The sequence below is a fragment of the Allobosea sp. CRIB-10 genome, assembly GCF_900112185.1.
Lineage (GTDB): Bacteria > Pseudomonadota > Alphaproteobacteria > Rhizobiales > Beijerinckiaceae > Allobosea.
Map to the genome: position 1 here is coordinate 81,926 of NZ_FOKP01000006.1, position 19,535 is coordinate 101,460.

The 19,535-nt window shown below is 65.5% G+C and carries 22 protein-coding genes, 1 tRNA gene and 2 pseudogenes; 14 read left to right on the forward strand and 11 right to left on the reverse strand.

Annotation, left to right across the window (positions count from 1 at the left end):
• Positions 1–40: 40 nt before the first annotated feature.
• Complete coding sequence (locus BMZ69_RS10430) at positions 41–250, forward strand: cold-shock protein (protein WP_092156568.1); 210 nt, start codon at positions 41–43, stop codon at positions 248–250.
• A gap of 103 nt (positions 251–353) precedes the next feature.
• Positions 354–590, forward strand: coding sequence for a hypothetical protein (locus BMZ69_RS10435; protein WP_092156569.1), 237 nt, complete (start codon positions 354–356; stop codon positions 588–590).
• Between the two features lie 24 nt (positions 591–614).
• On the opposite strand, the gene BMZ69_RS31075 is transcribed toward BMZ69_RS10435, so the two are convergent.
• A complete protein-coding gene (locus BMZ69_RS31075; protein ID WP_139219024.1) occupies positions 615–896 on the reverse strand; it encodes a hypothetical protein in 282 nt (93 codons plus the stop codon).
• Positions 897–937: 41 nt separating this feature from the next.
• Positions 938–1,429 (reverse strand): pyridoxamine 5'-phosphate oxidase family protein, encoded by a 492-nt coding sequence (locus tag BMZ69_RS10440; RefSeq protein WP_092156570.1) that lies wholly within the window; start codon positions 1,427–1,429, stop codon positions 938–940.
• Positions 1,430–1,565: 136 nt separating this feature from the next.
• Between BMZ69_RS10440 and BMZ69_RS31080 the strand changes: the two genes are divergently transcribed.
• From BMZ69_RS31080 to BMZ69_RS10450, 3 genes and pseudogenes are all read left to right on the forward strand, one after another.
• On the forward strand, positions 1,566–1,817 hold the full coding sequence (locus BMZ69_RS31080; protein ID WP_139219025.1) for a hypothetical protein: 252 nt from the start codon (positions 1,566–1,568) through the stop codon (positions 1,815–1,817).
• Positions 1,818–2,126: 309 nt separating this feature from the next.
• Positions 2,127–2,988 (forward strand): annotated as a pseudogene (locus BMZ69_RS10445) (alpha/beta hydrolase).
• Between the two features lie 66 nt (positions 2,989–3,054).
• The gene (locus tag BMZ69_RS10450) at positions 3,055–3,366 is read left to right on the forward strand and encodes a hypothetical protein (RefSeq protein ID WP_092156571.1); all 312 of its coding nucleotides are present in this window, start codon (positions 3,055–3,057) and stop codon (positions 3,364–3,366) included.
• An 18-nt stretch (positions 3,367–3,384) separates the two neighbouring features.
• Here BMZ69_RS10450 and BMZ69_RS10455 read toward each other — a convergent pair whose 3' ends face one another.
• Genes BMZ69_RS10455 through BMZ69_RS10465 form a run of 3 tightly spaced genes read right to left on the reverse strand, consistent with a single transcriptional unit; the run spans position 3,385 to position 5,043 of the window.
• Entirely contained in the window at positions 3,385–3,900 is a 516-nt protein-coding gene (locus tag BMZ69_RS10455) for a cupin (protein ID WP_092156572.1), read from the reverse strand.
• Positions 3,901–3,914: 14 nt separating this feature from the next.
• Complete coding sequence (locus tag BMZ69_RS31085) at positions 3,915–4,142, reverse strand: hypothetical protein (RefSeq protein WP_139219026.1); 228 nt, start codon at positions 4,140–4,142, stop codon at positions 3,915–3,917.
• A 22-nt stretch (positions 4,143–4,164) separates the two neighbouring features.
• Positions 4,165–5,043, reverse strand: coding sequence for a hypothetical protein (locus BMZ69_RS10465; protein WP_092156574.1), 879 nt, complete (start codon positions 5,041–5,043; stop codon positions 4,165–4,167).
• A gap of 464 nt (positions 5,044–5,507) precedes the next feature.
• On the opposite strand from BMZ69_RS10465, the pseudogene BMZ69_RS10470 reads away from it, so the two are divergent.
• Positions 5,508–6,430 (forward strand): annotated as a pseudogene (locus tag BMZ69_RS10470) (IS630 family transposase).
• A 379-nt stretch (positions 6,431–6,809) separates the two neighbouring features.
• Here BMZ69_RS10470 and BMZ69_RS10475 read toward each other — a convergent pair.
• The 3 genes from BMZ69_RS10475 to mnmA all read right to left on the reverse strand — a co-directional run bounded on the left by BMZ69_RS10475 (position 6,810) and on the right by mnmA (position 8,787).
• Positions 6,810–6,886: transfer RNA gene (locus BMZ69_RS10475), tRNA-Met, on the reverse strand.
• Between the two features lie 90 nt (positions 6,887–6,976).
• Positions 6,977–7,606, reverse strand: a complete 630-nt coding sequence (locus tag BMZ69_RS10480) for a class I SAM-dependent methyltransferase (protein WP_092156575.1) — start codon at positions 7,604–7,606, stop codon at positions 6,977–6,979.
• Entirely contained in the window at positions 7,603–8,787 is a 1,185-nt protein-coding gene (gene mnmA / locus BMZ69_RS10485) for a tRNA 2-thiouridine(34) synthase MnmA (RefSeq protein ID WP_092156576.1), read from the reverse strand. Before mnmA ends, BMZ69_RS10480 begins: the two co-directional genes overlap by 4 nt.
• Positions 8,788–9,036: 249 nt before the next feature.
• Between mnmA and BMZ69_RS10490 the strand changes: the two genes are divergently transcribed.
• The 8 genes from BMZ69_RS10490 (at position 9,037) to BMZ69_RS10525 (ending at position 17,151) form a co-directional block, all read left to right on the forward strand.
• Complete coding sequence (locus tag BMZ69_RS10490) at positions 9,037–10,647, forward strand: flagellar hook-length control protein FliK (protein WP_139219027.1); 1,611 nt, start codon at positions 9,037–9,039, stop codon at positions 10,645–10,647.
• A gap of 14 nt (positions 10,648–10,661) precedes the next feature.
• Positions 10,662–11,336 carry a flagellar hook assembly protein FlgD gene (locus tag BMZ69_RS10495; RefSeq protein WP_092156578.1) on the forward strand — a complete coding sequence of 225 codons (675 nt, stop codon included), beginning with the start codon at positions 10,662–10,664 and terminating at the stop codon, positions 11,334–11,336.
• 112 nt (positions 11,337–11,448) lie between these two features.
• Complete coding sequence (locus BMZ69_RS10500; RefSeq protein ID WP_057191455.1) at positions 11,449–11,724, forward strand: CtrA inhibitor SciP; 276 nt, start codon at positions 11,449–11,451, stop codon at positions 11,722–11,724.
• Between the two features lie 202 nt (positions 11,725–11,926).
• Positions 11,927–13,606, forward strand: a complete 1,680-nt coding sequence (fliF, locus tag BMZ69_RS10505; RefSeq protein ID WP_092156579.1) for a flagellar basal-body MS-ring/collar protein FliF — start codon at positions 11,927–11,929, stop codon at positions 13,604–13,606.
• Positions 13,607–13,620: 14 nt separating this feature from the next.
• The gene (gene fliG, locus BMZ69_RS10510; protein WP_092156580.1) at positions 13,621–14,694 is read left to right on the forward strand and encodes a flagellar motor switch protein FliG; all 1,074 of its coding nucleotides are present in this window, start codon (positions 13,621–13,623) and stop codon (positions 14,692–14,694) included.
• Between the two features lies 1 nt (position 14,695).
• Positions 14,696–15,304: a FliH/SctL family protein gene (locus tag BMZ69_RS10515; protein ID WP_092156581.1), complete on the forward strand. Its 609-nt coding sequence runs from the start codon at positions 14,696–14,698 to the stop codon at positions 15,302–15,304.
• 84 nt (positions 15,305–15,388) lie between these two features.
• Entirely contained in the window at positions 15,389–15,742 is a 354-nt protein-coding gene (fliN, locus tag BMZ69_RS10520) for a flagellar motor switch protein FliN (RefSeq protein ID WP_092156582.1), read from the forward strand.
• Positions 15,743–15,786: 44 nt separating this feature from the next.
• On the forward strand, positions 15,787–17,151 hold the full coding sequence (locus BMZ69_RS10525) for a sigma-54-dependent transcriptional regulator FlbD (protein WP_092156583.1): 1,365 nt from the start codon (positions 15,787–15,789) through the stop codon (positions 17,149–17,151).
• A 64-nt stretch (positions 17,152–17,215) separates the two neighbouring features.
• Here the strand turns inward: BMZ69_RS10525 and BMZ69_RS10530 are convergent, their stop codons facing one another.
• From BMZ69_RS10530 to BMZ69_RS10540, 3 genes are all read right to left on the reverse strand, one after another.
• Positions 17,216–17,497 carry a hypothetical protein gene (locus tag BMZ69_RS10530; protein ID WP_092156584.1) on the reverse strand — a complete coding sequence of 94 codons (282 nt, stop codon included), beginning with the start codon at positions 17,495–17,497 and terminating at the stop codon, positions 17,216–17,218.
• A 188-nt stretch (positions 17,498–17,685) separates the two neighbouring features.
• Complete coding sequence (locus BMZ69_RS10535; protein WP_092156585.1) at positions 17,686–19,116, reverse strand: MFS transporter; 1,431 nt, start codon at positions 19,114–19,116, stop codon at positions 17,686–17,688.
• A gap of 84 nt (positions 19,117–19,200) precedes the next feature.
• Positions 19,201–19,503 carry a hypothetical protein gene (locus BMZ69_RS10540; RefSeq protein WP_092156586.1) on the reverse strand — a complete coding sequence of 101 codons (303 nt, stop codon included), beginning with the start codon at positions 19,501–19,503 and terminating at the stop codon, positions 19,201–19,203.
• Positions 19,504–19,535 lie beyond the last annotated feature (32 nt).

A 19,535-nucleotide genomic window follows, 5' to 3' on the forward strand; every position in this document is an offset into this window, starting at 1 on the left:
CCATGGCGGTCATGCTGGCGCTCCCGATGAGGAGGCAGGAATGGCGACCGGCACGGTAAAATGGTTCAACACGACGAAGGGTTTCGGCTTCATTCAGCCCGATGATGGTGGGCAGGACGTGTTCGTGCATATCAGCGCGGTGCAGCGGGCTGGCCTTCGCGAGCTGCTCGAAGGCCAGAAGATTTCTTATGAGGTCGTAGCGGACAAGCGGTCCGGCAAGTCATCTGCAGAGAATCTCAAGGCCGAGTAGGCCGCCTCTACCGCTTGTATCCCCAGCCGACGGTTGGTGGCCGTCCCAAGACGAGGAACAACCAGCTTGCCCTCCGGTTGCAATCACAATCGGAGGAAATGCCATGGCCAAGCAACCGGAAGCCCTCGCCACCTTTGCCGCCAGCGCCAAGAATGCTGGCAAAAAGCCCAAGGACATCGGCCTTGAGGCGACGCCGCAGACAACGCCCATCCGGACCGACCCCAAAAGGAAGGACGAGGCCGCGCGGAAGGTCTTACGCGAAGGTGTGTTCCACAAGGATCAGGGAGCGGACGAAGCAATCGACGCTTTGCCTGATCGGACGCGCACCCAAAAGAGCTGAGGTGCCAGTGGCTGTGGCGGCTCGTCAGCTGCGAGGTTTGTCGCGGCTGCCTCGCCGATCTCGGCCTGAAGGTTTCCGCGGGGCTGTAGGCCGACGTTTCGGCGTGACATCCTTGGCCCGGCGCGCCCGCGTCTCCATGTTCAGCTGATAGAGACCGTAGCCGATCGCTCCAACAACGAGGATCGGCGCTGGCAGCCTCGCCGCGAGCAGCGTCAATGGAACCGACATCCCCTCAGGGAGATCGCCGCGCTCCGCATCGCGCGCCATCCATGCAGTCGCGACGCTATTGAGTATGGTCTTGATCATGTCTCGCGCTCAGCATTGCGACGGTGAGTGCACATGGCTGGTCAGTCGAGCCGCACATTGGCGGTCTTGTCGGCGTAGTCCTTCTTGGGATCGGAGCCGAACAAGAGCTTGATGCCCGCGATTAAGCTCCATTCGTTCTCCCAGATCTCCGCCTGGTGCGGATCGAATCGCAGTAGCGCGAGCTTGGGATCTTCCTTACCGTGCTCATACCAGGCCGCAACGAAGCGATTCCACAGCCGATCAATGACTGCGCGATCATTGTCGAGCGCCAGGGTGCCGTTGATCTTGGCGAAGAGGTTATGCCCTTTGTCGGCAAATGATATGAAGGCGTTCTCGCCTCCCGCCAGCGCCTTCACCAATTCGGTATCGTTAGCAGAGAAGATCCAAAGCGGCCCGTGATCGGCATCGCCATCGATCTGCACCGTCATCGGTCGCATCAGATTGTCTGTTGCTCTTTCGAGCCCAAGCATGACGGTCATGTCGGAACGAAGAGCCTTCCAGAGTTTGGCTTCGAGGTCGTTTGGTGTCGGCATGACGGCTCCCGCGATGGCGTTTCGCGGACAACACTTGAGCCGCGCGCGAAGTTCCGCAGCCGCGATCGCTATTCGCTAAAGCTCCTATTCGCGTCTGTAAGCGAGAATTTGGAACGACGAGGCCTCGCGCAAGTTCTTGTCGAAAGTCAATTTTTTGGGGATGAAGGTGATGGCTGACAATCCTCGTCCGCCTCGGCGGGCCGGGAATGCCGCGGCGATTGCTGTGTCGATATTGGCGACAATGGTGGTGGCGCTGTTCATCGGCTTCAATCTTCATCATGCTGAGACGCTGCGAGAGCGCCAGTCGGGACAGGTCGATCCCAGAGACGCGCCCAAGAGCCCGACCGACCTCCAGGTCGCGCCGGTCAAGCCGAACCCGCCCAATTGAGCCGGATAAAGCGGCAAATCGGCGGAACCCTCGTCGCGGCTGCTCGTTGCCCTTGAAGATATGAGGTCATCATGAGCAAACAGCCCCGATCCCACCGGCGAACCGAAGTGATAAAGGACCTGGCGAGCCGGGGCATCAAAGCAAGGATCCCCACAGGGCCGAGCCGAGCGATCGGCCGTCAAACGCCACTTCGCAAGGCCAGCAAGGAAACACCAAAATCAACGCGACCCATCAGGGTCACCAGCAGGACCGCTAACTGGCGCCGAGCTGGCGCAGAATTTCGGAATCGATTTGAACGAACGGATGTGAATGTTTGAAGGCTTCGCCATTGAGGTCATAGAGCTGAGCGAGGCCACATTGCGTGTGCGGCACCGCGGCAAGGGCGAGCCCTTGCTGCTCCTGCACGGGCATCCGCGTACACATGCGACCTGGCATCGGGTCGCTCCTTTGCTGGCCACTGATTTCCACGTCGTTTGTCCCGACCTGCGAGGCTTCGGGAAATCCTCACATCCCCCTGAAATGCCGCGCCATGCCGGCTCGTCGAAGCGCGCGAAGGCGCGGGACTGCCTGGAGTTAATGGCGCGGTTAGGTTTCGGGCGTTTCCATATCGCTGGCCATGATCGGGGCTCGTACACGGCTTTTCGACTGGCGATGGATCACCCCGACGCGGTGCAGCGACTGGCCGTGATGGACGGCGTACCGGATCCTCGAGGCCCTGGAACGCTGCACTGAAAAGTTCGCCCGGCTCTGGTGGCACTGGTTCTTCTTCTGCCAGCCAGACAAGCCCGAGCGAGCGATCCTCGCCGACGCAGTAGCATGGTATGGCGGTGATCCCGCGTCCATGGGGTCAGAGAACTACGCAGATTTCCTAGCAGCCATTAAGGATCCAGATACAGTCCACGGCATGCTCGAAGACTATCGCGCGGGACCCGCGATCGATCGCTTTCACGACGAAGCTGACCGCAAGCAGGGTCGAACTTTGCGATGCCCGCTGCTCTGTCTCTGGTCCGAGCGCGATGATCTGCCCGAACTCTATGGGGATGTGCTCGATGTCTGGCGCCCCTGGGCGCCCGATCGCCGAGGGCATGCCATCGCCAGCGGCCACCACATGGCAGAAGAGGCGCCAGAGGCTGTTGCGCGAGCACTGCGGAATTTTTTCGCCGAACGGTGAGAAGCGGCGGCAAATAGAGAACCAGTCGGCCTCTGCTGCGTTATCCGCCTGCTTTAGGAGGGCGCGATGAGCCATCATTCTACGGAACTGGTCAATCACGTCGCTTTGCTGAACACCCGTGCTCCTCCGAGCGGCAAAGCGTTGAAGGAACGTTTCCTTCTACAGATGAGTGAAGGCGACATGCTGAATGCGCTCGCAAGCTTGTCGGGCCGGAGCGTCGATTGCGTAGCCTGGCTGCTCCTGCAGGATATGATCGTGCCTGGCGGCTTGCTCCGGGCCGCGATCCAGCTGGACCGACAAAACCAGGCGGAGCGCCGTCGTGAACCGGGTGTCATCTCGATCGCGCCTGATCAGCTTTTTGGTCCGGGTCGGACGTGAGCAGCTTTGACGCTGTTCTTAGAGCCCGTCGCTCCAGTGCTGGACCATTGGCCCGTCGCGACCGGACACAGGATCAGTCGGAGGCCTTGCCAATCGGCTGATCGCAGTCCGGGCCTCCACCGTCGGCGGATCGCGGAGAATGTCCCCGCTTTGCCCTGGAGGATAGGCGCCGACGACGAGGAAGTCGCTGCTAGCGCTGAGCCGGCGATGACCCGTGCCGGAGGGCAGCAGAAGCACATCTCCGGCGCGGACGTTAAGCTCCCGGCCGCCTTCGCCGCCTAAGGCCAGCTCGGCTGAGCCTCTCGCAATGCCGAGGACCTCATGGCCTTTCGAGTGATAGTGATGGAAGTCGAAGATGCCGTTGCGCCAGGCCGGAGGCCAGCCATTTGCCTCAAAGCGCTGTTCCATCGTGGCGGCGAGATCGGCCTGATCAGGCCGGAAAGCCTGCTGGTAGACGAGAGCCGGGAAGCGCGGATTGTTCGGGATCAACCCGCGCTCCTCGAAGGGTAGGACGAGTATCGTCGGCACCGCCATCGATCGCTCGCCGATCAACCTGAGCGCGGTTTGCTCTGGTCCCGATCACGGCCATGACCGTTTCCGGGCGTCGCGTCGCCATCCCCGGAGAGGACGACTGGGTTGGCGCTGACCAGCCCATCTGGATTGGGTTTCGCCTGGGAGGGCGCAAACTGACCCTTCGCATCCTGCTGTGCCGGTTGGCGGGATTTCACCGTCGCTTCCTGTTCGGGGCTGAGTGGATTGCCGTGTCCATCACGCATGATGAGCTCCTTTTGTTCTGCTTCAGCGCGGCCCCCAGAGGGCCGTGAGATCGAGTTCTTCGTCACGGTGCTTGCCGCCGAGCTGGGCCGCCATCCAGGCTGCCGCCGCCCCCACCAACAAGGCCGCCGCCGTCAGGAACGCGGAGAGAACGCCGATCTTGCGGGCGCGTTCGGCAGCCTGCTTGGCGGTCTCCTTCGCCTGATTGAGGCGAGCAAAGGCGTCGTCGATGCGCTTCTCAGCCTCGGGCTGGGCGATGTTCATCCGGGTCGCCATCCGGCTCGCAATATAGGAGCGATCTGCTTGATCGAGCTGGCCATTCGCGAGACTGCGCACCAGAATGCGCGAGGCTTCGTCGCGCTCTGCCTGTGATACGGGTTCGGCGCCCGTCGAACGGGTCAACGTGTCGGCCGCGGTTGCGAGGGGATCCGGCTGTTGGCTGAGCGCCGCGCCGGCGGCCGTCGTAGCGGCGGCAACTCCCGTAGCAGCCGTTCTCGCGAGACCGGCGACGGACGACGCCGCAAGGCCAGCGATGAGCAGCGCTCCCACGGCCCAGACGACGAGGCCGTGCGAACCGTCACGCACATGCCGCTCGTGCAGGCTGGCATCGGCGGCTGGACGCCGCATCCGGCCGGCGAGATAGCCACCGGCCGCCGAGGCTGTGACGCTCACCCAAAGCGCCCATAGGGCTCCGGCAATGGCCAGCGCGGTGACTCCAGCCGATCGCGAAGGTTCGAACGATACGAGCGAGAGGCCGATCGCCGAGCCGAATGTCGTGAAAAGGGTGGTGATGGCCGCAGCAAGGGCTGCACCACCGAAGATCGCGCTCCATTCAAGATAGGAGCCGGAGCGCGAGGCAGATTGGGTCGGAGCAACGACGACGACGTCAGTTTCGGTTGCCATGGCACGCTCCTATCGCAGGCCGAAGAAGGAGAGGATCGCCATGACCACGACCACGAGGCCGACCAGATAGATGATGTCGTCCATAGCTGTTCTCCGGGTGGCGCGACTGGCGGGACTGCCGGGAGAACTGTGGAGAGGTCAGTGAGTTCCGTAATGTTGCCTGAGGCTGTTGCCTGGCAGTGCACAATCAAGGTTTCCAGGCGGTATCCGCGAGCGCTTTTGGTCACCGCGGACATCTGGCCTGTCGCAAGCTTCAGCCATGAAGCACCATGATGCGGGTCACGCTGACACGTCGGCGAGCTCGGTAGTTTCGCTAGATCAATCGTCCCAGCGGCGGGTGTCGGGGAGCAAAAAAAGTCCATTTGCCGGAGCCGATGCCAGACCTAGACCATCGGACCTGAAATCGGACTCGTTGGGATTCCGTTTGGTGCTGCTTTGTGATTCACCGTTTTCGGAGGTGGATCATGGGTCGCAGCTATTCGAACGATCTTCGTGAACGGGTTGCGGGCTTCGTCGAGGCGGGTCATTCGCGTCGTGCGGCGGCGCGCCATTTCGGCGTGAGCGAGAGTTTTGCGGTCAAGCTGCTTCAGCGGGCGAGCAAGCTGAAGACGCTGCATCCCGCACGCCAGGGCCGCCCGACCGGCAGCCGATTGGATACGCATGGTGCCTTCCTGGTGGCGCAGGCCGAGGCGACGCCCGACATCACGATGCCCGAGCTGGCGGCCCGGCTGGTCGCGGCGACGGGTGTCGGCGCGGCGCCGGCGGTTCTGTCGGCGCTTCCTGTGCCGGCTGGGCTTCACATATAAAAAAAGCGCTGATGGCATCGGAACGCGCACGCGCGGACATTGCTGAGCAGCGCCATCTCTGGATCACACGCCGCCAGCCGCTGATGCGGCTCGAACCTCATCGGCTCGTCTTCATCGACAAGACCGCGGTTACCACCAAGATGGTCCGGCTGCGCGGCCGCAGCCTCCGCGGCGAGAGGTTGCCGGCGTCGGCCCCCTTCGGACACTGGCGCACACAGAGCTTCATCGCAGGCCTGCGCTGCCACGGCCTGACCGCGCCGTGGATCGTCGACAAGGCGATGGATCGCATCCCCTTCGACCTCTATGTCGAAATCCAGCTCGCACCCACGCTGTCGAAGGGCGATATCGTCATCCTCGACAATCTCGCCGTCCACAAGAGCGCCCGCGCGGCCAAATGCCTCGCCGAAAGGGGCGCTTGGTTCCTCTTCCTGCCGCCCTATAGTCCCGGTCTCAATCCGATCGAGATGGCCTTCGCAAAACTCAAGGCCCATCTGCGGACCAAAGCCGCCCGAACATTCGACACCCTCTGGAAAGCCGTCGGAGACATCTGCGCCATCTTCACAGCAGTCGAATGCAGATAACTCTTCATCCACGCAGAATATGCGTCCGATTAAGCGTCCGATACTCTAGAGCATTTTCGAGCGAAGTGGACACCGGTTCGCGTGAAGAAAATGCGATAAAACAAGGACCTAGAGCCATTCCGCGATTGGAAGAATTGCGGAAATGCTCTAAGCGGCTGGATGAACAAGGCGTAAGCGGTCTCAGTCGTATTTGAAGATAATAGCGGCCGCCTTCACGGCGGGAGAGATGGGAGGAGCGGGCTACGCGAAGCCTCGGAAACGAGAGAAATCGGTGTGAGACATCCCTGTGAGATGTCTCACAATCCGCAGGCGTGCGACGCTTTCCAAAAATCGCTTGATGTCAAAGCCTCGAACATGATCGGAGGTTCAAGACAAGAGATGGTAGCGGGAGAGGGACTCGAACCCCCGACACGCGGATTATGATTCCGCTGCTCTAACCAGCTGAGCTACCCCGCCCCGATGGCGACGCGCCGTGAACGGCGGTCAATCGCGACGGCGCGGATATAGGGGGCGGCAGGCATCGGCGTCAAGCCTTGATGGTGCCGATCAGCTCAGCTTCCTCAGCCTGACCACCTTGAAATAGCCCTGGCCGACATGGACGGTCTCGTAACGGCCGGTGCTAGCGGCCCAGTCGGTCAGGCGCGAGACCTTGAAATCGCTGCTCCAGCCGATCGCCTTCGCCAGCGGTGCGACCGCCTTCCAGAACGGCGCGGCGAAGCCGCCATCGTCGATGAGGCGGCTGGAGATCACGATCTCGCCGCCCGGGCGCAGCACCCGGTCCATTTCGGCGAGCGCCTGCTCGGGATCGGGCACGAGCGTGATGACGAACTGGGCGGTGACCGCGTCGAAGGAGCGATCGGCGAAGCCGAGCCGGCAGGCGTCCATCACCATCAGTCCGCGGACATGGGTCAGGCCCTGGCTCAGCACCTTGCCTCGGGCGACGCGCAGCATGTCGAGCGAGAGGTCGGCGCCGACGACCTGCTTGTCGCGCTCGAAATAGGGCAGGGTCAGGCCGGTGCCGACGCCGATCTCAAGGATGTCGCGGCCGCTGGCGCAGGCCGCCGCCACCGCCTCGCGCTGGGCGCGGGCGAGCAGGCCCTGATAGATCCGGTCGTAGAATTTCGCCCAGACCGCATAGACGCGCCTCTGCGCGTCGAGACCGTTCGTCGTCGTCATGAGATGGCGTAGGCGGGCTCGGGCTGCGGCGCTGGGCGGGGCGCCCGGTTGGCCATGATGACGCCGCCGCCGAGCACGCGGGCTCCGCTGCCGGCATGGTCGTAGATTACACAGGCCTGGCCGGGCGAGACGCCCTCCTCGCCCTGCGCCAACAGGACATGCACGCCCTTGTCGTCGGCGAGCAGGCGGGCCTCGCGCGGCGCGCGGGTCGAGCGGACGCGGACGGCGACCTCGATGCCCTCGGGCGGCAGATCGGTGAGGGCGATATCGCCGATCCAGTTGAGATCGCGCAGGTCGACGCGGGCAACGCTCAAGGCCTCGCGCGGGCCGACGATGACGCGGGCGTTCTGCGCATCGAGGGCGACGACATAGAGCGGCTCGGCGCTGCTGATGCCGAGGCCCTTGCGCTGGCCGACAGTGTAGCGCAGCACGCCCTCGTGCTCGCCGAGGACGCGGCCGTCGAGATGGACGATGGCGCCGGGGCGGGCAGCGCCCGGCTTCAGGCGCTCGATCACCTCGGCATAGCGACCGTTCGGCACGAAGCAGATGTCCTGGCTGTCGGGCTTGTCGGCGATGGCGAGGCCGAACTCCGCGGCGAGCGCCCGGGTCTGGGCCTTGTCGAGGCCCCCCAACGGAAAGCGCAGCAGATCGAGCTGCTCCTGCGTCGTCGCATAGAGGAAATAGCTCTGGTCGCGGCTCTCATCGGCGGCACGGAACAGGCCGCGATGGCCGGTGCCGAGATCGCGGCTGGCGACGTAGTGGCCGGTGGCGAGCGCATCGGCGCCGAGCTCGCGGGCGAGGCCGAGCAGGTCGCGGAACTTCACGGTGCGGTTGCACTCGACGCAGGGGATCGGCGTCTCGCCGGCGAGATAGCTCTCGGCGAAGCGCTCGATCACCGCGTCGCGGAAGCGGCTCTCATAGTCGAGCACGTAATGCGGGATGCCGATCGCCTCGGCGACGCGGCGGGCGTCGTGGATGTCCTGGCCGGCGCAGCAGGCCCCAGCGCGGTGCACGGCGGCGCCATGGTCGTAGAGCTGCAGCGTGACGCCGACGACGTCGTAGCCCTGGCGCTTCAGCAGCGCCGCCACGACCGAGGAATCAACCCCGCCCGACATGGCCGCGACGACGCGCGTCGCCGATGGCGGCTTGGCGATGTCGAGCGAGTTGAGGGAGGCGGTCATCAGGGTTCCGGTCGGGTTCGGGCTGGAGAGCCCGAGGATTTGGGCGTTCTATAGCGGTTTTGACAGGTGCGGGCCAGCGCAAGGCCGGCAATTCCTGCCGGGTCGGCCCGTCCATGAAGCGATTCCTGCCGGGCCGGAAACCATGACGATTCACTCAATCTGTTGAATTAAAAGCACTTTCCGGTTGGCCTGCCGCTTGCTGGCATGGCTGCGGCCACTTCGTCACGGTTCTGTTCCGGAGAGTACCCCATGTCCGCCGCGCCGGTCTCGCGTTCGTCCGCGCTGCCCGAGATCCCGCTTCCCAACCGCCGCGCGCCGGAGCGGAGCGAGCCGGAGCAGGCTTTTTCCCTACCGGAGGAGCCGGTTGAGCAGCCGCGTGCGCGCCGCGACGATGATCGCGCTGCGCGCGAGAGCGCGGAGACGGGCGGGCCTTCGAAACCGGAAGACGGCGCCCGCAAGACCGCGGCCGAAGGCAATTCGCCAGCCCGCGCCAGCGAGCCCGGCAAGGAGAGCAGGACGGCAGACGCGAAAGAGCAGCCCGGCAAGCCAAAGGACGGTGCCGGCGCAGAACTGGCTACGCCGAAGGCTGCTCCCGTCGAGACCGAGCAAGCGAAGGCCGCCGCGAGCAGCAAGCCTGCGGAAGGCAAGATCGGCGACGAGAACCAGCCTGCACTCGCGGCTCCGCTCGAAAGCACGCCCGTGATCGACAAGGTCGGGCCCGACGAGCAGTTGGTGGCGGGAGCGGTGACACAGCCCGTGCCCGTGCCGGTCCTCAATGTCGCTGCGGAGTTCCTGGTGCTGGCGGCGCTGACGCTTCAGGGCGCACAGCCGGCCAAGCCGGAGGGCGCCGCCACGCCCGAGGGTAAGCCTGAGGGACAGACGGTTGCGGCAAGCGTTGTCGCGGTTGCCCCCGCACAAGCCGTGCCGGGCGGTCTCGCAGTGCCGATGCCGGCCGCGCCAGTGAAGGCCGATGGTCAGGCCAGCACGGGTGGCGAGGTCGCCGTGGCCGGAGGCAAAGCCGGACTAACGCCGCAACTCCTAGCGGCGGGGATCAAGACCAAGGCCGGCCTGGCGTCCGGAGAGGCGCCGCCAAGCGACGCCAAGACGGCCGATGCTCAGACCATGCCGCAGGACGGGGGCGAAGCCGGGAAGGGTGCTCCGATCGCCTTGGCTGGCGAGGTGAAGGTCAGTGAGGCGGCGACCGCAAGCCAGCCGGCCCCGGCGGGCGCCCCGGACGCCGCTGCGTCGGCTGCCAACGCCCAGCCGACCAGCGCTCCGTTGAGCCCGCAGGCCATTCTTGCCGCGGGACCACAGAGCCTGATCCAGCCGCAGGTGCCCTTGACCGAGCTCGACGCGGCCGCCCAGGCGACGGCCCATGCGCAGGCGGAGGCCGCCCACAAGATGCCGTCGGGCGACAGCGGCCGGGCGACGCCGCTGCATGTCGTGCCGGTCGAGATCGGCGCCCAGGCGCTCGCCGGCAACAAGCGCTTCGACATCAGGCTGGATCCGGCCGAGCTCGGCCGGATCGATGTTCGCCTGGAAATCTCCGACAAGGGCGAGGTCAGCGCCAAGTTGACCGTGGATCGGGTCGAGACGCTGCATATGCTCCAGCGCGATGCGCGCACGCTCGAGCGTGCCTTCGAGCAGGCCGGGCTGAAGCCGTCCGAGGGCGGCATCGATATGAGCCTGCGCGACCAATCCGACCAGTCGGGTGCGCGCCAGCAGCAGCGGCATGAAAACGAGTCGCAGCACGGTCGCCGTGCCTGGGTCCAGATTTCCGACGACAGCGCGCTTGTCACCGAGGTGGCGAACCTGCCGCGCAACGCCAGCCGCCTCGGCGGCGTCGATCTCAGCATCTGAAGGAGGGACGGGATATGGCCGTTTCCAACACTGGCACCTGGAGCCCCCAGCAGATCGCCGCCGCTCAGAACAACACCGCGACCGGCGGCACCTCGATCGCCAACAACTTCGATCAGTTCCTGACCCTCCTGACGACGCAGCTCCGCAACCAGAACCCGCTCGACCCGCTCGACACCAACCAGTTCACTCAACAGCTCGTGCAGTTCGCCGGCGTCGAGCAGCAGCTCAAGCAGAACGAGACGCTGACCGCGCTGCTCGCCGTCAGCAAGGCGACGACGGGCGCGAGCGCGATCGGCTTCGTCGGGCAGACCGTCACCGCCGACGGCGCGGCGACGCAGTTCAAGGACGGCAAGGCCGAGTGGAAGCTCAACGCTTCCAAGGGCGGCACCGGCACGATCACGATCAAAGATGCGAAAGGGAACGTGGTCTTCAGCGGTACGAAGACGCTGACCGCCGGTGACCAGACCTATAGCTGGGACGGCAAGACCTCGACTGGCGCCACGGCTGCGGAGGGAGAATATACCATCACGGTCGACGGTAAGGACCTTTCCGGCGCGGCGATCACGGTCAAGACCGAGATCACCGGCAAGGTCGACGGCATCGATTTCTCGAGCGCCGTGCCGACACTGCTGATCGGTGCGATCAGGGTCTCGCTGGACAAGGTCAAATCGGTGAAGAGCACCCCCTGACGGGGCGCGCCATGAGCCATGCCGAAAGCCTGTGTGATTGCTTTAGGCAAAATTTAAGCCCGCCGGGGCTAGGCTCTCTGGCAGTAGGTCTGTTGAGTTGTGTGAGAGTACCATGACCGAGCCGCTGCGACCGCGCGTCAAATATGTCATCGGGCCCGATGGCAGCCCGTTGACGATCGCCGATCTGCCGCCGATGAACACGCGTCGCTGGGTGATCCGGCGCAAGGCCGAGGTCGTCGCCGCCGTGCGCGGTGGCCTGCTCAGCCTGGAGGAGGCCTGCCAGCGCTATACGCTGACGGTCGACGAATTTCTGAGCTGGCAGTCCTCGATCGACCAGCATGGCCTTGCCGGCCTGCGCACCACCCGCATCCAGCATTATCGCCAGTAAGTCCTTCTGGTATCTAAGAGAATTCACGGGGCGTCGGCCAATCGGCCGGCGCCCTTCGCGTTCTGGCGACGGGGCCGGGCCCGAACGAACTGTGCCGTTTCCTAACCGTCGTTAACCGGGCGCTAACCATGCACCGGGAAAAACTTGCCTAGTGGTGCGTCTGCGCGTTGGTCTCGCAGGCACCGGGCGACGGAAGAACGGCGTGAACGGGCTACTCGATCAGTTCCGGAGATTCGGCGCGGCGCGGCTGGCGGCGATGCTGGCGGTGACGCTGGCGCTGATCGGCTTCTTCGCCTTCGTCATGCTGCGCATGTCGCAGCCGGCGATGGGCGTGCTCTTCGCCGATCTGTCGAGCCAGGACGTCAGCGCTATCACCAAGGATCTCGACACGCGCGGGATCAAGTACGAATTGCGCGGCGACGGTCAGACCATCCTGGCGTCGCGGGCCGACGTGCCGAAGCTCAGGCTCGAGCTCGCCGGAAAGGGCATCCCATCCGGCGGCGGCGTCGGCTACGAGATCTTCGACAAGGGCGACGCCTTCTCCTCGACCAGCTTCGTCCAGAACATCAACCATCTGCGCGCGCTCGAAGGCGAGCTGTCGCGCACCATCCGCTCGATCGGCCGCGTCCAGGCGGCGCGCGTCCATCTGGTCATTCCCGAGCGGCGCCTGTTCGAGCGCGATCGCGAGCCGCCGCGCGCCTCGATCGCTCTCAAGCTCGCCGGCGATCTCGACAACGCCCAGGTCCGGGCGATCCGCCATCTCGTCTCCTCGGCCGTCGACGGGCTGAAGCCGGAGCGCGTCTCGATCGTCGATGAGCGCGGCCGGCTCCTCGCCGACGGCGCCCAGGGTGAGCAGGGCATGATCGGCGTGGCGCTGGACGAGCGCCAGGGCGCGATAGAGCGGCGGATCAAGGCGCAGGTCGACGACATCGTCGCCAGCATCGTCGGTCCCGGGCGCGCCCGCGTGCAGGTCTCGGCCCTGCTCGATTCGAACCGGATCGAGAGCCGCTCCGAGACCTTCGATCCCGAGAGCAAGGTCATCCGCTCCAGCCAGAACCGGACCGAAACCTCCGCCAGCAGCGAACAGCGCGAAGGCGTCACCGTCGGCAACGAATTACCGGGTGCGCAGCAGAACCAGGGCCAGCAGCAGGGCCAGCAGCGCGACACCAGCTCGAAGAACGACGAACTCGTCAACTACGAGATCTCGCGCACCACCCGCACCGAGGTGCAGGAGGGCGGGCGCGTGCGCAAGCTCTCGGTCGCGGTGCTCGTCGACGGCGTCTACAGCCGGCAGGGCACCGAGACGACCTATCAGCCGCGCTCGCAAGAGGAATTGGAGCGCATCGGGCAATTGGTGCGGACCGCAATCGGCTTCGACCGTCAGCGCGGCGATCAGGTCGAGGTCGTGAATCTGCGTTTTGCCGAAGCCCCGCAGGCCCCGACGGACCTGACCGAGCAGACGCTGATGCAGCAACTCACCTCCTTCACCAAGGAGGACATCGTCCGCTTCGCCGAGATGGGCGTGATCGCGCTGCTCGTCCTGATCGTGCTGATGGTTGTGGTACGTCCGCTGCTCAAACAGGTCCTGGCGCCCGATCGCGAGATCCGCGGCATCCCGAGCTTCATGCGCAATGGCGCGGTCATCGTCGACCAGGGCACCGGCGATCCCTCGACGTTCTCGTCTGGCGCTGGCGCGAGCGCCGGCGGCGAGCCCGGCCAGATCGATGTCGATGCGCCGTCCGAGCGCATGCTCGCGATCGCGCAGATCAAGGGCCAGCTCAAGGCCCAGTCGGTCGAGAAGATCGGCGCCATGGTTGCGCAGAATCCCGCGGATTCCGTCGCCGTGCTACGCGGCTGGATCCACGAGAAAGCACCGGCGTGACGGGAGCCTGAACCATGGCGACACGCTCCATCGCAACCCGCAGCGCCGATTCGGACGAGGAGTCCAGCTATTCGGGTGGCCCGACGACGCTCGATGCCATGACCGGGCCGCAGCGCGCCGCCGTCATCCTGCTCATCCTCGGCGAAGAGCATGGACGGGTGATCTGGCAGGAGTTCGACGACGAGGAGATCCGCATCATCACCCGGGCGATGGCGGAACTCGGCACGGTCGATTCCGACCAGGTCGAGAAGCTGATGCTCGATTTCGTCGGCCGGCTCTCCAGCGCCGGCGCGATCACCGGCTCCTTCGACCGGACGATCTCGCTGCTTGAGAAGATCCTGCCGAGCGATCAGGTCGCGCTGATCATGGAGGAGATCCGTGGTCCCGCTGGCCGCAACATGTGGCAGAAGCTCGGCAATATCGACGCCGTCGTGCTCGCCAACTTCCTCAAGAACGAATACCCGCAGACCATCGCCGTGATCCTGTCGCGCATCCGGCCGGATCACTCGGCCAATGTGCTGCGCAACCTGCCGAACGAGCTCTCGATCGAGGTGGTCAGCCGGATGCTGCGCATGGAATCGGTGCAGAAGGAGGCGCTTGACCATATCGAGAACACGCTGCGCACCGAGTTCGTCTCGACGCTGACGCAGACGCGCCGGCGCGACCCGCACGAGATGATGGCCGAGATCTTCAATGGCTTCGACCGCCAGACCGAGATGCGCTTCCTCGCCGCGCTCGACGCGACGAACCAGGAATCGGCCGAGCGCATCCGCGCCCTGATGTTCACCTTCGAAGATCTCGGCAAGCTCGACTCCGCCGGCCTGCAGACGCTGATGCGCCAGGTCGACAAGGACATGCTGGCGCGCGCCCTCAAGGGCGCGAACGAAGAGATGCGCACCTTCTTCCTCGGGGCGATGTCGCAGCGTGCTGCCAAGAACCTGCAGGACGACATGCAGGGTCTCGGCCCCTTGCGTCTCAAGGAGGTCGACGAGGCTCAGATGAAGATGGTGACGCTGGCCAAGGACCTAGCCGAGAAGGGCGAGATCGTCATCTCCAAGGGCAATTCCGAAGACGAGCTGGTGTACTGAGATGGCAGCAGCGAAAAAGTTCATGTTCGCCACCGACTTCAGCGGTAACAGCCGCAAGGCGGTCGACGAGGCGGCGCTGGAGGCGGCCAAGGCCGAGGCCTTCCGCAGCGGCCTCGACCAGGCCCGGCGCGAGGCCGAGCAGCAGCTGGGCGCGCTGCTGTCGCAATTGGTGCGCCAGAGCGAGCGGCTGCTGGCGCAGCAGGACGAGCGACTGGCGCAGATCGAGGCACAGGCCGCGCAGCTCGCGGTCGCGACCGCGCGCAGTCTCGCGGGTGCAGCCCTCGCCGACAAGCCGCTGGCGCAATTGCTCGCTGCGGCGCGCGAATGCCTGGCCCATGCCCGGCACGCGCCGCATCTGGCGATCCGGGTGCATGAAAGCCTGGTCGAGACCGTCGAAGGCAAGCTCGCCGGTCTCGCGCGCGAGACCGGCTTCGCGGGCCGGATCGTCGTGCTCGGCGAACCCGACATCGCGCTCGGTGACGGCAAGCTCGAATGGGCCGATGGCGGCATCGCGATCGAAAGCGCGGCGCTTGACGAAGCGGTCGACAAGGCCGTCAGGGCCGTTTTCGGCCAGCTGGACCATCACGCGTCCGAACGGACGCGGTCATGATGATCTATCACATTGTTATCGCCTCGGATTATTCCGGAAAGTGGAGTCCACTCTTCGGTCCGATGCCATAGCGGGGTAAGACAGATGCCAAACGAAAACGACCTCAACCTGCCGCCGCTCAACCCGGCCGATCTCTCCTTCGACCATAATGCCGCGGACTCGGTGGCGCGCTCGGGGCCGGTTCCGGTCAAGACGGCGGAGGATCTCGAACAGGTTTTCGACGTGCCGGTCACGGTCTCCGCCGTGCTCGGCTCGTCGCGGATCGCGGTCGGCGATCTCCTGCGCGTCACGCCCGGCACGGTGCTGGAGCTCGACCGGCGTGTCGGCGAGGCGATCGACATCTTCGTCAATGAGCGCCTGGTGGCGCGCGGCGAGGTCGTGGTGGTCGAGGAGCGTCTCGGCGTGACCATGACGGAAATCATCAAGACCGACCGGTGACGAACCGGCCGGAGCGACTGCATTTTTCAAGGAAGGCCTGAGCCATGCGCCTCATCATCGTCGGCAGCCTCAAGGGCCAGCTCATCACCGCCGCCAAGATCGCGGTGTCGCAGGGCGCCGCCGTCACCCATGCCGAGAGCATCGAGCAGGCGCTGGCGGTGCTGCGCGCCAAGGGCGGCGACCTCTTGATGGTCGATGTCGAGCAGCCGATCGCCAAGCTGGTCGCGGCGCTCGAGGTCGAGCGCATCCGCACGCCGCTGGTCGCCTGCGGCACCTCGACCGATGCCCGTGCCGCCGTCGCGGCGATCCAGGCCGGCGCGCGCGAATATGTGCCCCTGCCGCCCGATCCCGAGCTGATCGCCGCCGTGCTCGCCGCCGTCGCCGGTGACAAGGCGAGCCTGATCTGGCGCGACCCGGCGATGGAGCGCGTCGTCCAGCTCGCCAACCAGATCGCACGCTCGGATGCCCCTGTGCTGGTCACCGGCGAGAGCGGCACCGGCAAGGAGATGATCGCGCAGCACCTGCACCAGAAGTCGCTGCGCAAGGACAAGCCCTTCGTCGCGGTGAACTGCGCGGCGATCCCCGACAACCTGCTCGAATCCGAACTGTTCGGCCATGAGAAGGGCGCCTTCACCGGCGCGATCGCCCGGCGGATCGGCAAGTTCGAGGAGGCCAATGGCGGCACGCTCCTGCTTGACGAGATCTCGGAGATGGATGTGCGTCTGCAGGCCAAGCTGCTGCGCGCGCTGCAGGAGCGGATGATCGATCGGGTCGGTGGGACCCAGCCGGTCAAGGTCGACCTGCGCATCATCGCGACCTCGAACCGCAATCTCGGCGACGCGGTGCGCGAGGGCTCCTTCCGCGAGGACCTGTTCTATCGGCTTAACGTCGTGCACCTGCGCCTGCCGGCGCTGCGCGAGCGGCCGGGCGACATCCTGGCGCTGGCCGACCACTTCGCCAAGAAATATGCCGAGCTCAACGGCATGCCGCTGCGGCCGATCGCAGCCGAGGCGCGCAAGCTCCTGCTCGGCAACAGCTGGCGCGGCAATGTCCGCGAGCTGGAGAACACCGTGCATCGCGCCGTGCTGCTGGCACAAGGCGTCGAGATCGGCACCGAGGCGATGCTGACGCCGGAGGGCGAGACGCTCGGCCCGGCCAGCGGGCGCGATGTCGCCTCGCGGGCGGCGCAGACGGCGGAGGCGGTGACGCGCGGCCTGGTCGGACGGACCGTCGCCGATGTCGAGCGCGACCTGATCCTCGATACGCTCGATCATTGCCTGGGCAACCGGACCCATGCCGCCAAGATCTTGGGCATCTCGATCCGAACGCTGCGCAACAAGCTCAGCGAGTATGTCGCCGCCGGCGTGCCCGTCGCCGAGCCGGGGCAGGCACGGACGAACTCGCTCTGACACGCGACGACAAGCGCCGAAAGAGAAGCGGGCCGGAGCAGAGCTCCGGCCCGTCGCAAACCGCTCAGTAGTAGCGGCGACGATAGTAGTAGCGCCGCGGGCGGTAATAGTAGCGCGGGCGGTAATAATAGCGCCGGACATAGCGCGGGCGGCGATAATAATAGTACTGGCTGAAGTCGGCGTCGGTCTTGTCGAGGCCTTCCTTCATCTCCTCAGGCAGCTCTTCCGGCTTCCTGGCCGGCAGCGGGGCGAGCTTGGGCTGCGCGGCTTCCGAAGCGGCGATGCCGCCGACGCTGGCCGCGGCGAGACCGCCGAAGAGCGCCATCACGAATGAACGTCGATCCATGTTCATGCCTCCAGTTGGTTCGATCCAGGCGCCGCGTTCCCACGAGCCTCACTCTATTCCCTTTGCTGACCTTTCGTCACGTTCGCATTGCGACGATGGTTCACAAAGGGCCGACGGCGCGGGAGTCCGGCCGCTAGCTTGTTGTGACGGTTTGAGGCGCAATCGCTCCATCAAGGTCCGCCTCATTCTCAAACCGCTCCCAGCGGCTTGCTGATGTCCTCGAGCGAGCGGCGTTCCGCCTTCACCGCGAAGAACCAGGCGATCAGGCCGGCTGCGATCATCAGCACGGCGCCGAACAGATAGCCGCCGAACACGCTCATGCGCGAGCCGCTGTCGATCAGGATGCCGAACAGCCAGGGGCCGGCGACGCCGCCGAGCCCGGTGCCGAGCGAATAGAACACCGCGATCGCCAGCGCCCGGATCTCGAGCGGATAGGTTTCGCTCACGGTCAGATACGCCGAACTCGCCGCCGCGGATGCGAAGAAGAAGACGACGCTCCAGCAGATGGTCAGTTGACTGGCGCTGACCAGTTCGTGCGCGAAGAGATAGCCCGTGCCGGCGAGAAGCAGACCGGAGAGGATATAGGTCGCGGCGATCATCGGGCGACGGCCGAGCGTGTCGAAGAGCCGGCCAATCAGGACCGGGCCGAGGAAGTTGCCGGCGGCGAAGGGCAGGATGAACCAGCCGATCAGATTGGACGGGACGGCGTAGAAGTCGGTCAGGACCAGGGCGTAGGTGAAGAAGATCGCGTTGTAGAAGAAGGCCTGCGAGGACATCAGCGCCAGTGCCACCAGCGTGCGTGGCCGATGGGTGACGAAGAGCGTATGGGCGACCTCGCGCATCGGCGTGCGGGATCGCGGACGCAAGGTCAGGGTCGGCAGCTTGGCGGCAGGCTGCGGCGGCGAGAAGGATTCGATGTGGGCGACGATGCGTTCGGCGTCGGCGATGCGGCCATGGCTCATCAGCCAGCGCGGGCTCTCCGGAATCCATTGCCTGAGGAACATGATGATCAGCCCGAGCACGGCGCCGATGAAGAAGGCGAGGCGCCAACCCATGTCCGGCGATACAAAGGCCGGATCGAGCACGATGATCGCGGCGACGCCACCAATCGCGGCACCGACCCAGAAAGAGCCGTTGATGACGAGATCGGTCCAGCCGCGCACGCGCGCCGGCACGAGCTCCTGGATGGCCGAGTTGATCGCTGTGTATTCGCCGCCGATGCCCATGCCGGTCAGGAAACGGAAGAGCAGGAAGCTCCACAGGTTCCAGGAAAAGGCGGTGGCGGCGGTGGCTGAGAGATAGACCAGCACGGTGATGGTGAAGAGCTTCTTGCGGCCGAGCCGGTCGGTGAGCCAGCCGAAGAAGACGGCGCCGATGACCGCGCCGGCGAGATAGGCGGCGCCGGCCATGCCGACCTCGGTATTGGTGAACCGCAGGACCGGGCTTTCCTTGAGCGCGCCGGAGACGGCTCCGGCGAGCGTCACTTCGAGCCCGTCGAGAATCCAGGTGACGCCGAGCGCGACGACCACGAGCGTGTGGAATCGCGACCAGGGCAACCGGTCCAGCCGGGCCGGAATGTCGGTGACGATCTCGCCTGGGCGTTCGCGTCCTTCGTTCAAAAGGCTTTCCCTTCGACAGACGGTCTTGGCGCCGCTTCAAAGGCAACAGGCGGCACGCAGGCCGCCTGTCGATTGTGCTTGTTCTCAGCGGTAGATCACGCGACGGCGCACGACGACGGGCCGGCGGTAAGGCCTGGGCCGGCGTACCACGACGGTGCGGCGAACGACGACCGGGCGGCGATAGGGACGGGGCCGGCGGACGACGACACGGTCGCGGACGACGACCTGGCTGAAATCGGCATCGGCCTTGTCGAGACCGGCCTTCAGCTCCGGAGCGAGGTCTTCCGCGCTCGGCAGCGGGGCGGCCGCAGGAGCGGCCGTCGCGGCCTGCGCGATGCCCATGCCACCGACGCTGGCGGCGGCGAGACCGCCGAAAAGGCTCAGCATGAATGAACGTCTATCCAACATATCCTCCAGAA